Below are 13,680 nucleotides of genomic sequence, written 5' to 3' on the forward strand. Positions count from 1 at the left end.
TTATCCCCTCGCCCGCATCAGCCGGCCCTTCTCCCGGCTCCAGTCGCGCTTCTTCTCGGTCTCGCGCTTGTCGTGCAGCTTCTTGCCCTTTGCAACCGCGAGCTGCAATTTGGCCCGCCCGCGCTCGTTGAAGTAGAGCTTGAGAGGGATCAGCGTCATGCCCTCGCGGTCGACTGCGCCCATCAGCTTGTTGATCTGACGGCGATGCAGCAGCAGCTTTCGCGGCCGTTTCGGCTCGTGGTTGAAGCGGTTGCCCTGGAGGTATTCGGGAATGGTGGCGTTGATCAGCCAGATCTCGCCGTCCTTGGAGTCGGCATAGGACTCCGCAATCGTGCTCTTGCCATTGCGGATCGACTTCACCTCGGTTCCGGTCAGCGCAATGCCCGCCTCGACCGTATCCTCGATCGCATAGTTGAAGCGGGCCTTGCGATTTTCCGCCATGACCTTGATAGGACGTTCGTTCTTATCGGCCATGACCTACAAACCTGATCGAGATGCGCGCGTAAGCTAACAGTTTGGATGAAGCGGGCGCGTCACTTCTTGAGGAGATCGCGGATCTCGGTCAGCAGCACGACCTCCGCCGACGGCTTCGGCGGCTCCGCGGGCTTTGCCTCTTCCTTGCGCTTCAGTGTGTTTATAGCGCGAATGACAATGAACAGCACGAACGCGACGATGACAAAATTCACGATCAGGGTGATGAAACTGCCGTAAGCCAGCACCGCTCCCTGCTTCTTGGCATCCGCCAGATTGGTGGCTGTCACCTTGCTGGAGAGCGAAATGAAGTAATTGGAGAAGTCGAGGCCGCCCAGCATGCCGATGATCGGCATGATGATGTCGTTGACCAACGACGTAACGATGCCGCTGAAGGCCGCACCGATGACAATGCCGACCGCGAGATCGACGACATTGCCCTTCATGGCGAAATCGCGGAATTCCTTGAGCATGCTGGTCCACCTGCGTTACCTGCGGCGATGACGTTACGAACGCCGCCTCAGTTAAGCAGGCCGGCGTGCACCATGGCGCTGCGCACGGCAACGCGCGTCGGCTCGGACACCGGCACCATCGGCAGCCGCAGCGTCTCGTCCATCTTGCCGAGCAGCGTCATCGCATACTTGACCGGCGCCGGATTGCTCTCGATGAAGAGGTTGTTGTGCAGCGGCATCAGCTTGTCGTGGATCTTCAGCGCGGTTGCGTGGTCGCCCTTCGCCCAGGCGGCCTGGAACTCCGAGCACAGTCGCGGTGCGACGTTCGACGTCACCGAAATACAGCCATGGCCGCCATGGGCCATGTAGCCGAGGATGGTGGCGTCCTCGCCGGAGAGCTGGTTGAAATCCTCGCCCATCGCCGCGCGCTGCTGCGACACACGCACCATGCTGGCGGTGGCGTCCTTGACGCCCGCGATGTTCTTCAGCTCCCACAGCCGCTTCATGGTGTCGACCGACATGTCGATCACCGAGCGCGGCGGGATGTTGTAGATGATGATCGGAATCCCGATCGCATCATTGATCGCCTTGAAGTGCTGATACATGCCTTCCTGGGTCGGCTTGTTGTAGTACGGCGTCACCACCAGCACGGCATTGGCGCCGGCCTTCTCGGCGTGCTGGGCCAGCTCGACCGCTTCCTTGGTGGAATTGGAGCCGGCGCCGGCGATCACGGGCACGCGCCCCTTGGCCTCCTCGATGCACCATTCGACGACCTTCTTGTGCTCGTCGTGCGAGAGCGTCGGGCTCTCGCCGGTGGTGCCGACCGGGACCAGGCCGTTGGTGCCCTCGGAGATCTGCCAGTTGACCAGGGAGCGGAACGCCGCCTCGTCCAGCGAGCCATTTTTGAAGGGCGTGACCAAGGCGGTGAACGACCCCCGGAATTTCGTCTTGGCTGCCATGGACTTCCTCCGTACGCGGCGAGATTTTAGAGCAAGCCCCATTCTTATCGGGTCTGTCCGGCCGGTAAAAGACCTGCTGCCGACTGACGCACCGTTTAAGCCGCGATTTTGCCGCGGTGGTGGTGCAAACTCGGCGGAGGTAAGCGGCTGTTGGTATTTTGTCCGCATATTCAATCAAATACAGCCAGATCTTGTACAGATAGGTCTTGAGCCAATTGACTGATTCGGGGCGACGAACCTCCGTGACCTGCTTTCCTGGTACCGCATGGCGATCCGCTGGTCTGGCCATATGCCTGATGGCTGGCCTGTCGATTGGCTGCGCCGCCCTGGCCAAGTCCAATGAGACGACCGAAGACACCGCGAAGGAACCCGCCAAGCAAGCTCCCAAGGGAACTGATAAGGGAACCGCGAAGCCAGCCGCCAAGCCTGCCGCGAAGGACGCTGCGAAGGGATCGGCCAAGGAGACCGCGAAGGGCGCGAGCAAGGGAGCAGCCTCCGCGCCAACCAAGGATGCTGCGAACAAGGATGCTGCGAAGAAGCCCGCCGGCAAGGATGCCGCCAAGGACAAGCCGAAGCCCGCGGCCGCCGCCTCCGCGCCAAAAGCACGACCGGCCGCCAATGCTCCGGCCTCCCAAACCGCGCCGGCGGTGACGGCCACTGTCAGACCTTCCGCCCCGGCCCCAGCCCCCGCCAAGCCTGTCGCAACGCCAGTGCTGGCGCCTGCAACCCGCCAGCACGCCGCGCCGCGCAAGCCGGTCACGCCGGCCGCGGTTGCTGCGACCTCGTCGACGTCGCAAGCCGACAAGGACACGCTCGAGAACGTCATCGAGCTGGTGCGCAAGCGCAAGGCAGGCGACGCCAGCAGTTACGCAGATTCGATTTCGGATCCCGTTGCGCGAAAACTCGCGGAATGGATCATCCTGCGCAGCGAGGACAATGGCGCAAGCGTTGAGCGCTACCGCGCCTTCCTCTCCGCCAATCCGAGCTGGCCATCGCAGACCTTCCTGCGTCGGCGCCTGGAGGCCGCGATGTGGGACGACAGGCGCGACGATTCCGTTGGCTGGTCGTGGTTCGAGAACGAATCCCCTGTTTCGGCCAAGGGCCGCTTCGTGCTTGCCAAGGCGATGCTGGCGCGCGGCGACCGCGCCAATGCCGAGCGGCTCGTGCGCGAAGCCTGGCGCAGCGATCCGATGTCGGAAGACACCGAGAACAACGCGCTCGACCAGTTCGGCGCCCTGCTCACGCCTGGCGATCAGAAGGCGCGGATGGACACGCTGCTCTACGGCAGCGAGACCGAGGCGGCACTGCGCGCTGCCAGGCGCCTGGGCGCCGGTTATGTCGCGCTCGCCAAGGCCCGCATCGCCTCCTTCAAGAAGGCGCCGAACACGCGCGCGCTGCTCGAAGAGGTGCCGCGCGAGCTGCACAGCGATCCTGGCTTCATCTTCAGCAAGATCCAGCTGCTGCGCCGCGAGGAGAAGTTTGCCGAAGCCGCCCAGCTCATGCTGTCGGCGCCGAAGGATCCGAACCGGCTCTACAATCTCGACGAATGGTGGATCGAGCGGCGCCTCCTGGCGCGCAAGATGATCGACACTGAGGAATTCCGCAGCGCCTATCTGATCGCACGCGACGCGGCGCTCCCCTCGCGCGACATCTACAAGACCGAGCAGGAATTCACGGCGGGCTGGATCGCACTGCGCTTCCTCAATGATCCCGCGGCAGCGGCTCAGCACTTTGCCCGCATCGGCGTTGGCAGCGTCAATCCGACCACGCTGGCGCGCGCTGGTTACTGGCAGGGCCGCGCCGCCGAGGCCGCCGGTCGCCAGCAGGAGGCCCGCAACGCCTATGCTCGCGCCGCCGAGCAATCCACCAGCTATTACGGCCAGCTCGCGCGCGCAAAACTCGGCCTGCCGCAGATCGAGCTGAACAGCCAGCCGCGCGGCCGCGGCGCCGAACGGCTGGAGATCGTGCGCGCCGCGCAATTGCTCTACGAGCTCGACGAGCGCGAGATGGCCGTGCCGATGCTTGCCGATATGGGCGAGAACGGCGATCCCGAGGCGCTCACCGGCCTCGGCGAGCTGACCCAGCGCTACAGCGACGCCCGCGGCATGCTGCTGGTCGGCAAGGCCGCGCTCAATCGCGGCCTGCCGTTCGACTTCTACGCCTACCCCGTCAACGGCATTCCGCAGTTCACGCAGATCGGTCCCGAGGTCGAGCGCAGCATCGTCTACGCGATCGCGCGACAGGAAAGCGCGTTCAATCCGGCCGTGGTCTCGCCGGCGCAGGCCTATGGCCTGATGCAGGTGACACCGGACGCCGCGCGTTACGTCTGCAAACGGCACGGCGCGACCTATGACCTCTCGCGGCTGAAGAACGATTCGTCCTACAACGCCACGCTCGGGGCGGCTGAGCTCGGCGGCCTGCTCGAGGATTATCGCGGCTCCTACATCATGACCTTCGCGGCCTACAACGCCGGTCGCGGCAGCGTGAAGAAGTGGATCGACCGTTACGGTGATCCCCGCGAATCCAAGATCGACGCGGTCGACTGGGTCGAGCTGATCCCGTTCTCCGAGACACGCAACTACGTGCAGCGGATCATGGAGAATCTTCAGGTTTACCGCGCCCGCTTCGGCGGCGGCACGCGGCTCCAGATCGAGGCCGATTTGCGCCGCGGCGCCGGCAGCGTGGAATAGCTGCCTTCTCTCTCGCGCGCGTCAGAGTCACGCTCTCGCGATGACAGGCATGCGCGCCTCAGGCCGCAACGACTGTCGCCGATGCAGCAATGAGACGCCACACCGCCGCGCTGTTGCCGCGACGCCTTGCTCTCCAGGACGATCTTGAGTTTCTCATGCTCGGACCAGCGCCGTGGCCTGTCCGTGTCCACCACCTCAAGCCGTTCGACTTGGGTTCTCTTGTCGGCCTTTGAACCCGTCCGCTGGATGAAGCCTCGAACCTCCCAATGGCCTCGATTGATGGACCATGAAGGATTGACCTTCAGTGCTCCCGAAACTGACTCGGCGGACAAATCCCAGCCGTATCCGCTGCATCTTCGATTGCGACAAGGATGTTCCACTGCGGGACCATCAAGTCCAGGGTCTTGGTCCAAGTGCTGGACCAAGTGCCGACCCAGGTGTCACATCGCTAAGCAGCAAAAAGCCCCCGGCGGTTTCCCGCCGGGGGCTCTCTATCGATCGAAAGATCGATATTAGAAGGTGCGGTTTGCGCGGAGGAGCAGAGTGAGAGAGTTCTGATCCTTCAGCTCATACGTAGCAGTGGGCTTCGCCCAGGCCGAAATCGCCGGGATCGTAATCACGCCAGCGTACTTCTGATCCAGACGCGACCAGCTCAGGTCAGCCGTGAACGCCAGGTTCTTGACCGGGGTCCAGACGGTGTTGACGCCGATAACGCCGAAGTTGAAGTCCGGGTTACACGTTGCGCCCGCACCGAAAGCGGCAACAAAGTTGGTGCAGATCAGCCCCTTGGCCGTGTCCGTGTACTTCAGCTGAGCATAGCCACCGTAGATGGCGCTAACCCAGTAGGGGTTCCAGTTGTGGCTGTAGCCACCGCGGATGCCCCAGGTCTTGACGGTCTGGATGCTGCCGCCAGCGCCGAAGACGCCGTCAGCAATACCAGCGAAACCGACGCTCTGGTAGGCGATGCCCGAACCGCTGTACATCGAGAACTGCTGCGGGAACAGAGTTTGGAAGTTCTGCCGGCTGTCGCCATCGGTGTAGACGGCCTGCAAGTTGATCGAGTCACCCGCACCGGTCGGGATGTTCTTGATCGACAAAGCGCCGTGCACAGCCCAACCCCACTTGTCGGAGGGATGACCGGTGGGTTCCGTGGTGCCGTAGTAGCCAGGATGCAGGTCATGCGCGGCAACCGCGAACTGGGCAAGACCCCAGGCCTGGTCAACACGAACAGCACCGACGATGTCGGGAGAGCGCGAGCCACCCCAAGCGTTGACGCCGTACTGACCCTGGACGAGGGCATTACCAGCGGCCGTAGCAGCGGTAGTCGTCACGATGGCACCCGCGCCGTTAACAGCACTGCTGGCCACGAAGCCGTTGGCGTTCCACAGGTTGCCCTGACCATTGGACTGCGTGTCGGGGCTTTCCAACGCCAGCGAACCGGTGATGCCCTGACCGAAGTCAGCGGTATAGGCGAACTGGTTGATACCGGTGACGTGGTTGGGGCCGCCCGGAAGGGTATCGGGACCACCGGCCGGGTAACCAGTCCACGGCGCCTCGAAGATCGAGACCGTACGACCCATGGTGAAGCCAGCGAACTGGATGAACGCATGGTAGAGGCCAAGCGTGGCACCACCCGCGGTGAACGTCGCCGGGCTGCTGCCGACGATATTGCCCGTGTCATAGCTGAAGATCATGTCAGCATAGGTACGAACAACGCCGTATTCGGTCGCCGTGCGGGTATCGACGTTGAGGTCCATACGAGCGCGGGTGTAATAGTAGTTCGTCAGACGGTTGTTCGAACCACCGTTCGCAGTCGTCTGGCTATTGTTGAAACCGTAGTCGTTGGCGCCGCCGAGAACGGCGTCAGCGCGGACGTAACCACCCAGCTTGATGCAGGTGTCGGTGCCGGGCATGTAGTAGAAACCCGCACCGTACAGCGAGCAGATCTTCACGTATTCGACCGCTTTGGCCTTCACGGGGAGATCGGCTGCCTGCGCTCCGCCCACGGCGATGAGACCCGCCGCTGAGCCGAGCAAAAGGCTCTTAACCAACTTCATGTTAAACCTCCAAGTTGCTCTTCAGGGAAGGTCACTGACCCGAACGGCCAATTCCCCAACCCCCTCTAAATCCCCGCCTTGGTCACCTTCGCGTCTTCGGACACACCCGCATGAACGCGAGGGACTTAAGCGAAAGACCTAAACGGGACGACCTTGGGATGCCCCCCTCCGTCGCCCGATCACAATTACCGAACGTCCTTGCACACACAACAAGAGAACGCTCCGAAGCGGGCCTATGACGCGTGTTTTCCGGCGGGTGTTGCACAAATAACACGCAGATGTGAGTGCGCGGCGGCTGCAACGTATTGTTTTTGCTGTATTTTTTTTGAGCGGTTCCATTTGCCGCCGAAATTCCCGATCCGATGGCGCGCGGGTCGACTTACACACAGAGGCGGCTCTGACACGCTCGAATCGTGGAATCGGCGCACAGACTCAGACGATGTGTAATGCGCGGTAACTCTCGGTGATTTCCGGCAGCGCAGACCCCTCATGTAGCTGAAGTCACTCGGCCGATTGGGGAATCGGACCGGCATCCCCGCTGGCGGAGATGAGCAGTTCGCCTCGATGCCTTCATAAGCCGCGAACGGCGCAGCGAGCCGGGATCGTGCCTCGCAGAGGCCGACCGCAGCAGGAAACTTCCAGCAAATTCAATTGCTTGAGAGAGAAAACACGACGCCGCCCGCGGAACTGTCTCTGTCATCCCTGCCAAGCGCTTTGGTTCTGCGTCCGCTCTTTTGGCGTGACGTTTCTCGACCGGAAAGCAAACCGTCATGATTGGCCCGCGGTCCTGCGGAAATCGTTGGGAATATTCGAGTGAAAACACACGCTTCCAAATTGACCGGCCCAAGTAATTAGATGCATAAGGCTCGCACCGGAGAGGTGGCCGAGTGGCTGAAGGCAACGCTTTGCTAAAGCGTCATACGGTCTCAAGCTGTATCGAGGGTTCGAATCCCTCCCTCTCCGCCACCCAGCTGCAGAATCCAGCTCTGTTCATCTGAAAGCGATCGTCGCGCGGCTGCGACAGCCTGGCGCAAGGATCCGCGCGGCTGAGCCCAGCCCGATTCGCGCTCTCCTTATATATGTGTGCATGTTCCTAGACGCGGGATCGCCAGATCCGCCAATGCGACGGCGATATCAGCACCGCCTCGCCTCTCAAGACATTGAACCAGACGCCGGCTCTGCCGGCAGCCAACGACTCAGTCCTGAGGCATTCCTTTTCGGGATCGCTCATGCCACGCCGGTCTTAAGTGACGGCACGACGCGGGAACTTGATCCAGCGCAACCCAATCGCCCCGTGAAACCACGGGGCCGGATACGCTTCTCAATTCAATGCGCGGACACCCACGCCCGCGCGTCACGCTGCGCGGCCGAGATCTCGGACTCCGACATCTGGCCGGCCACTTCCTGGCGCAGAGCGACGGCGTCCTTGCGGCCCTTCAGCGCAGCGAGGTTGAACCATTTGTGCGCGGCGACGAGGTCGACCAGGCCCGAGCGGCCGCTCGCCCAATAGATCCCACGCTCGAACAGAACGTCCGACAGCGCGCTTGCATCGATCGGCGTTGCCGCATCGAGATCGAAAGTACCCTGAAACATGACGCATCCCCTTTTTCTTGTGCCGCCTCGTTCCCCCGAGCGCGGCTCCCGTCCAACTCTGATTTGCATGACCCCTTCTGGGATCGTGCGCTGTTCAACTCATCCCAAGTCTTCTTGCCCAAGCCGTTTGCCGGCTTGTTGGAGGCGATGATGGCGGGCAAATTTGAATGGCAGTTTAAATATCGCGATGAAGCAGACGTAAACGGAAGCGCCTGCCACGCGCACAGGAAACGCGAGAAGTCCCTGATTTGCAGGCATTTCTGCGATTCGTCAGATTTGGTTTACCGTGGGATTTTCGGACATCGATAACCATCGCGCGCGGTGGTGCGTGTCCTGTGGTTACAATTTGTGGGAGCGGCGGCGCGGTGGAAGGGTCGCAGGATCGCCTCGCGCTGCCGGCGCCGGCCCCCGGCAGTCATGCCGGCAGGACACGGAGGCGAGGACACGGCGTCGGGGCGATGGCCTGGCATTGTGCGTGAATGACCGGCGCCGCGGCAACGAAAGTTTGCCGCACCCTCGCCTGCCTCAAGGCAGCACGGCCCCAGCACGACCACGCAACACGACGGCGCGGTGCGGCTTGCGTCGCGGTCAGATCAACAATGTCGGGAAAGGAATGCCGGCAATACCCCAGCCTCAGGGAACGAGGGCGTCGGCGAACACGTCAGGACCAGATTCCAAATTGACCCGAAGGCCGTCTGTGGAATTGCGGAGCCCTTCTTCAAGGAGCCGCACCGAACGAAGAAAACTGGTTTCTTCTGCCGGACCGGACTTTGACGAGCGAGCCCGTGAAAGCTGACGATCCGACCGTTGACCTGATGTCTCGCCGACACCCTCTATCGTCGACCAGAACCTTTTGAGAGGCGCTGATGACGTGCCGGCTCTCTAGGAGCCGGCAACTTCAGAAGCGAAGTTACTTCTTCTTCTTGGCGACCTTGCGGGTCTTCTTCGCAGTCTTCTTCACTGCGCTCTTCGCCTTCTTCGCCTTCTTTGCTTTCTTGGCCATGTTGCCCTCCGATGTGTGAGATGGCTTTAATCGCTGCGTACATTCGGGGATCGAATGCACTCACCCCGAATACACCAACACGACGAAAAAAACATCTTCTCACTTAAGGAAGTGTTGACGACGCAGCGCGTGTGCGCCAGCCGCGCTTGATTTGCCGATACGCTGAGACGCGCGGCTGCGATTGCAAATGCTTCTCGCAACGTCGCAGCCGGCAAGCGCATCGATTGCGAGAAAACACTATGCAGCAAGTATTATTCTGCGCGCGCACGTCACGCATGATCAGTGCGATGACGTGCGCTGCAAAGCGCGCGATGGCGTCGTGGGGGCGAGTCGCGGACTCTGAGTCGCGAATTTTGGCAACGAAATTATTTTCATGCTTAACGGCGGAAGCGCTCGTCAGAGCGAGTGCAGGTCGCCGTTTGTGCGAATCGCGCCACCGCGATTCGCAACTGCATCGTGACCTCAACGGGATGAAGTTTGCTGTCGATGACGCGTGGGTGCGTCGCATCGCGAACGCTGATCGAGATGACGAAGCGTGTCGTCACCTCGTCCGAACGCGTGACGTCAGATGCCGAGCTTGGACTTGAGCAGCTCGTTGACCGCCTGCGGGTTCGCCTTGCCGCCGGATGACTTCATCACCTGGCCGACGAACCAGCCGAGCGACTGCGGCTTGTCCTTCACCTGCGCGGCCTTGTCGGGATTGGCCGCGATGATGTCGTCGACAACCTTTTCGATCGCCGAAAGATCCGTGACCTGCTTCATGCCGCGGCTCTCGACCAATGCACGAGGGTCGCCGCCCTCCTGCCAGACGATCTCGAACAGATCCTTGGCGATCTTGCCGGAGATCGTGCCCTCGCCGATCAAGTCGATGATCGCCGCAAGCTGCTCGGCGTTGACCGGAGAGCCCGCAATATCCCGGCCTTCCTTGTTGAGACGGCCGAACAGCTCGTTGATTACCCAATTCGCCGCCATCTTGCCGTCGCGGGCGCGGTTGGCGAGCCTGTCGAGCACCGTTTCGTAGAACACCGCGCTCTCGCGCTCGGCGACGAGCACGCTTGCGTCGTAAGCCGACAGGCCGAAGTCGGCAACGAAGCGCGTCTTCTTCTGGTCCGGCAGCTCGGGGAGCTCAGCTTTCAGCTCGTCGACGAAGCTCTGCGAGAACTCCAGCGGCAGCAAATCCGGATCGGGGAAGTAGCGGTAGTCGTGCGCCTCTTCCTTGGACCGCATCGAGCGCGTCTCGCCCTTGTTGGGGTCGTAGAGCCGCGTCTCCTGGTCGATCGCGCCGCCGTCCTCGAGGATCTCGATCTGACGGCGCGCTTCGTACTCGATCGCCTGCCCGATGAAGGTGATCGAGTTCATGTTCTTGATCTCGCAGCGGGTGCCGAGCGGCGCGCCCGGCTTGCGCACGGAGACGTTGACGTCGGCGCGCAAAGATCCCTTCTCCATGTCGCCGTCGCAGGTGCCGAGATAGCGCAGGATCGAGCGCAGCTTGGTCACATAGGCCTTGGCCTGCTCGGCGTCGCGGATGTCCGGTTTTGATACGATCTCCATCAGCGCCACGCCGGAGCGGTTGAGATCAACATTGGTCATCGTCGGCGACCGGTCGTGCAGCAACTTGCCGGCATCCTGCTCCAGATGCAGCCGCTCGATGCCGATGGAGACGCTGCGGCCTCCGTCGAGCTCGACCACCACTTCGCCCTCGCCCACCACCGGGGATTTATATTGGCTGATCTGATAGCCCTGCGGCAGGTCCGGATAGAAATAGTTTTTCCGGTCGAACACCGAACGCAGATTGATTTTTGCGTTGAGGCCGAGCCCGGTCCGGACAGCCTGTCTGACGCATTCCTCGTTGATGACAGGCAGCATGCCCGGCATCGCAGCATCAACCAGCGACACGTGGCTGTTCGGCTCTCCGCCAAACGCAGTCGATGCGCCCGAGAACAGTTTTGAGTTCGACGTCACCTGGGCATGGATCTCCATGCCGATGACCATCTCCCAGTCGCCGGTCGAGCCCTTCAGAAGCTTGTGCGTGGCCGTGCTCATGTCTTGCTCCCGAGCAGCGTGGCAGCGATCCGCTCCCACTCCGCCTGCAATGAATCCTTTGCCGCGGGCTGACCGGCTTGGCGGTACCAATAGCCGGCATTGCCGAGGTCGCCTTCGACGCGATGCAGATAGGCGTGCACCCAGGCCGCCTCGCGGCTGCTCTCGTCCTGAACGATCCTGTGCGCCTGGTCCCAGTCACCCTTGGCGGCCCACCACAGCCCGGTCAGCGGCGCAGCGAGATCCGGCGCTGGCGCCGCGCCGTCGAGACTGGCGATATACGCCTCCATATTCACCACCACCTCGCGGGCGTGAAGCGGCCGGCGGCCTGCTCGATCACCTCGCCGAGCGAGAACAATGTCTCCTCGTCGAAGGGACGGCCGATCAACTGCAGCCCGAGCGGCAGGCCCTGCGCGTCCTTGCCGGCGGGCACGGCGATGCCCGGCAGGCCCGCCATGTTCACGGTGACCGTGAAGATGTCGTTGAGATACATCTCGACGGGATCGGCGCCGCCCTTCTCGCCAATGCCGAAGGCCGCCGACGGCGTCGCCGGCGTCAGGATCGCGTTGACGCCCTTGGCGAAGCAATCCTCAAAATCCTTCTTGATCAGCGTGCGTACCTTCTGGGCGCGCAGATAATAGGCGTCGTAGTAGCCGGCCGAGAGCACATAGGTGCCGATCATGACGCGGCGGCGCACCTCCGCGCCAAAGCCTCTAGCACGGGTGTTCTCGTACTGCTCGATGATGTTCTTGCCCTGCTCGCGCAGGCCATAGCGGACGCCGTCATAGCGCGCGAGGTTGGACGAGGCCTCCGCCGGCGCCACGATGTAGTAGGCCGGCAGCGCGTATTTGGTGTGCGGCAGCGATATGTCGACGAGCTCGGCGCCGGCCGCCTTCAGCCAGGCCGCGCCCGCTTCCCAAAGTTTTTCGATCTCGGCCGGCATGCCGTCGAGACGATACTCCTTGGGAATGCCGATCCTGAGGCCCTTCACGGACCTGCCGATCGCAGCCTCGTAATCCGGCACGGGAACGTCGACGGACGTGGTGTCCTTCGGATCATGCCCGGCCATCGAGCGCAGCAGCATCGCCGCATCGCGCGTGGTCCGCGCGATCGGTCCGGCCTGATCGAGCGAGGAGGCAAAGGCGACGATGCCCCAGCGCGAGCAGCGGCCATAGGTCGGCTTGATGCCGACAGTCGCGGTGAACGCGGCCGGCTGGCGGATCGAGCCGCCGGTGTCGGTCGCGGTCGCGCCCATGCAGAGCAGCGCCGCCACGGCCGAAGCCGAGCCGCCGGACGAGCCGCCCGGCACCAGCGTCGTGTTGCTTCCCTCACGCCGCCAGGGATTGCCGACGGGGCCGAAGCACGAGGTCTCGTTCGCCGAGCCCATCGCGAACTCGTCATTGTTGAGCTTGCCGAGCATCACCGCGCCGTCGCGCCAGAGCTGCGAGGTGATGGTGGACTCGTAAGTCGGCACGAAATTGCCGAGGATCTTCGAGCACGCCGTGGTGCGCACGCCCTTGGTCGCGAACAAATCCTTGATGCCGAGCGGGATGCCCGCGAGCGGACCGGCGTCGCCCCTGGCGATCTTCTCGTCCACGGCCTTCGCCATGTCACGCGCGCGGTCGGGCGTCTCCATCACGAAGGCGTTGAGCACGCGCGCGGCTTCGATCGCGCTCAGATGCGCGTCGGTCAGCTCGAGTGACGTGAAAGTCTTGGCCGCGAGACCCTTGCGGGCCTCGGCGAGCGTCAGCGATGTCAAATCGGTCATTTATTGATCGGGCTGCAGAAGAACGGAGACAGGGTCTTGTCGTTGGCCGGGTCGTCTTTTTTCTTGGCGGCGGCGTTCGCAGCGGCCTCGAGCTCGTCGAGCACGGCATTGACGGCGACATTGGGATCGGCGGCCTTGCCCTGCCGCTCCATCTTGTCGAGGTAGTTCATGTAGGCCTGATAGGCCTTCTCATCGTCGCAAAGCATGCACATCGGGCGGCGTCCTAAGACTCTTTAGTTTGACGCGTTTTCTTGACGCGAACCGGTATCCACTTCGCTCGAAAACGCTATGCTACTCGACGACTTTCGGCACCAGGAAGAAGTGACCTTCGGTCGCAGGCGCATTGGCAACGATATCGTCGGCGATCTCGCCGTCATTGACCACGTCTTGCCGCTTCTTCATCTGCATCGGGGTGACCGAGGTCATCGGCTCCACGCCCTCGACATTGACCTCCGAGAGCTGCTCGACAAAGGCGAGCATGGCGTTGAGCTCGCCTTGCAGATGCGGAACCTCGTCCTCGGAAACCGCAATGCGCGCCAGATGCGCGATGCGGCGGACGGTAGCGGCGTCGACGGACATTATATAAGGCCTCTCACGGCAAAAACCTAAGTGCCGTATAGCAGAGGCCGGTTTTGCGCCGCAACCGG

At 62.5% G+C, this 13,680-nt stretch carries 11 protein-coding genes and 1 tRNA gene; 2 read left to right on the top strand and 10 right to left on the bottom strand.

Features of this window, described 5'->3' with window-relative positions; genetic code table 11:
- Genes smpB through dapA form a run of 3 tightly spaced genes read right to left on the bottom strand, consistent with a single transcriptional unit; the run spans window position 1 to window position 1,882 of the window.
- Complete coding sequence (gene smpB / locus V1280_RS09165; protein WP_148773839.1) at window positions 1–474, bottom strand: SsrA-binding protein SmpB; 474 nt, start codon at window positions 472–474, stop codon at window positions 1–3.
- A gap of 59 nt (window positions 475–533) precedes the next feature.
- Window positions 534–944, bottom strand: a complete 411-nt coding sequence (gene mscL / locus V1280_RS09170) for a large conductance mechanosensitive channel protein MscL (protein WP_334522021.1) — start codon at window positions 942–944, stop codon at window positions 534–536.
- Between the two features lie 47 nt (window positions 945–991).
- Window positions 992–1,882, bottom strand: a complete 891-nt coding sequence (dapA, locus tag V1280_RS09175) for a 4-hydroxy-tetrahydrodipicolinate synthase (RefSeq protein ID WP_334522024.1) — start codon at window positions 1,880–1,882, stop codon at window positions 992–994.
- 296 nt (window positions 1,883–2,178) lie between these two features.
- Between dapA and V1280_RS09180 the strand changes: the two genes are divergently transcribed.
- Window positions 2,179–4,572: a lytic transglycosylase domain-containing protein gene (locus V1280_RS09180; protein ID WP_334522026.1), complete on the top strand. Its 2,394-nt coding sequence runs from the start codon at window positions 2,179–2,181 to the stop codon at window positions 4,570–4,572.
- Window positions 4,573–5,084: 512 nt separating this feature from the next.
- On the opposite strand, the gene V1280_RS09185 is transcribed toward V1280_RS09180, so the two are convergent.
- Window positions 5,085–6,629 carry a porin gene (locus V1280_RS09185; RefSeq protein ID WP_334522029.1) on the bottom strand — a complete coding sequence of 515 codons (1,545 nt, stop codon included), beginning with the start codon at window positions 6,627–6,629 and terminating at the stop codon, window positions 5,085–5,087.
- Window positions 6,630–7,502: 873 nt separating this feature from the next.
- Between V1280_RS09185 and V1280_RS09190 the strand changes: the two genes are divergently transcribed.
- A tRNA-Ser gene (locus V1280_RS09190) sits at window positions 7,503–7,595 on the top strand.
- A gap of 360 nt (window positions 7,596–7,955) precedes the next feature.
- On the opposite strand, the gene V1280_RS09195 is transcribed toward V1280_RS09190, so the two are convergent.
- The 6 genes from V1280_RS09195 to gatC form a co-directional block, all read right to left on the bottom strand.
- Window positions 7,956–8,222 (bottom strand): hypothetical protein, encoded by a 267-nt coding sequence (locus V1280_RS09195; protein WP_234678771.1) that lies wholly within the window; start codon window positions 8,220–8,222, stop codon window positions 7,956–7,958.
- Between the two features lie 1,567 nt (window positions 8,223–9,789).
- Window positions 9,790–11,268 (bottom strand): Asp-tRNA(Asn)/Glu-tRNA(Gln) amidotransferase subunit GatB, encoded by a 1,479-nt coding sequence (gene gatB / locus V1280_RS09200; RefSeq protein ID WP_334522033.1) that lies wholly within the window; start codon window positions 11,266–11,268, stop codon window positions 9,790–9,792.
- On the bottom strand, window positions 11,265–11,555 hold the full coding sequence (locus tag V1280_RS09205) for a hypothetical protein (RefSeq protein ID WP_442895222.1): 291 nt from the start codon (window positions 11,553–11,555) through the stop codon (window positions 11,265–11,267). The genes gatB and V1280_RS09205 overlap by 4 nt, the downstream gene beginning before the upstream one ends.
- Before the next feature lie 2 nt (window positions 11,556–11,557).
- The gene (gene gatA / locus V1280_RS09210) at window positions 11,558–13,033 is read right to left on the bottom strand and encodes an Asp-tRNA(Asn)/Glu-tRNA(Gln) amidotransferase subunit GatA (RefSeq protein WP_334522039.1); all 1,476 of its coding nucleotides are present in this window, start codon (window positions 13,031–13,033) and stop codon (window positions 11,558–11,560) included.
- On the bottom strand, window positions 13,030–13,245 hold the full coding sequence (locus V1280_RS09215; protein WP_334522042.1) for a hypothetical protein: 216 nt from the start codon (window positions 13,243–13,245) through the stop codon (window positions 13,030–13,032). Before V1280_RS09215 ends, gatA begins: the two co-directional genes overlap by 4 nt.
- 79 nt (window positions 13,246–13,324) lie before the next feature.
- Entirely contained in the window at window positions 13,325–13,612 is a 288-nt protein-coding gene (gene gatC / locus V1280_RS09220; RefSeq protein ID WP_008548395.1) for an Asp-tRNA(Asn)/Glu-tRNA(Gln) amidotransferase subunit GatC, read from the bottom strand.
- Window positions 13,613–13,680: the final 68 nt, after the last annotated feature.

This window comes from Bradyrhizobium sp. AZCC 2230 (assembly GCF_036924495.1).
Taxonomy (GTDB): Bacteria; Pseudomonadota; Alphaproteobacteria; order Rhizobiales; family Xanthobacteraceae; genus Bradyrhizobium; species Bradyrhizobium rifense.

What these genes read in the sequence shown, in the direction of transcription:
- smpB (WP_148773839.1), bottom strand. Translation starts at nt 474, where the DNA reads ATGGCCGATAAGAACGAACGTCCTATCAAGGTCATGGCGGAAAATCGC.
- mscL (WP_334522021.1), bottom strand. Translation starts at nt 944, where the DNA reads ATGCTCAAGGAATTCCGCGATTTCGCCATGAAGGGCAATGTCGTCGAT.
- dapA (WP_334522024.1), bottom strand. Translation starts at nt 1,882, where the DNA reads ATGGCAGCCAAGACGAAATTCCGGGGGTCGTTCACCGCCTTGGTCACG.
- V1280_RS09180 (WP_334522026.1), top strand. Translation starts at nt 2,179, where the DNA reads ATGGCTGGCCTGTCGATTGGCTGCGCCGCCCTGGCCAAGTCCAATGAG.
- V1280_RS09185 (WP_334522029.1), bottom strand. Translation starts at nt 6,629, where the DNA reads ATGAAGTTGGTTAAGAGCCTTTTGCTCGGCTCAGCGGCGGGTCTCATC.
- V1280_RS09195 (WP_234678771.1), bottom strand. Translation starts at nt 8,222, where the DNA reads ATGTTTCAGGGTACTTTCGATCTCGATGCGGCAACGCCGATCGATGCA.
- gatB (WP_334522033.1), bottom strand. Translation starts at nt 11,268, where the DNA reads ATGAGCACGGCCACGCACAAGCTTCTGAAGGGCTCGACCGGCGACTGG.
- V1280_RS09205 (WP_442895222.1), bottom strand. Translation starts at nt 11,555, where the DNA reads ATGGAGGCGTATATCGCCAGTCTCGACGGCGCGGCGCCAGCGCCGGAT.
- gatA (WP_334522039.1), bottom strand. Translation starts at nt 13,033, where the DNA reads ATGACCGATTTGACATCGCTGACGCTCGCCGAGGCCCGCAAGGGTCTC.
- V1280_RS09215 (WP_334522042.1), bottom strand. Translation starts at nt 13,245, where the DNA reads ATGTGCATGCTTTGCGACGATGAGAAGGCCTATCAGGCCTACATGAAC.
- gatC (WP_008548395.1), bottom strand. Translation starts at nt 13,612, where the DNA reads ATGTCCGTCGACGCCGCTACCGTCCGCCGCATCGCGCATCTGGCGCGC.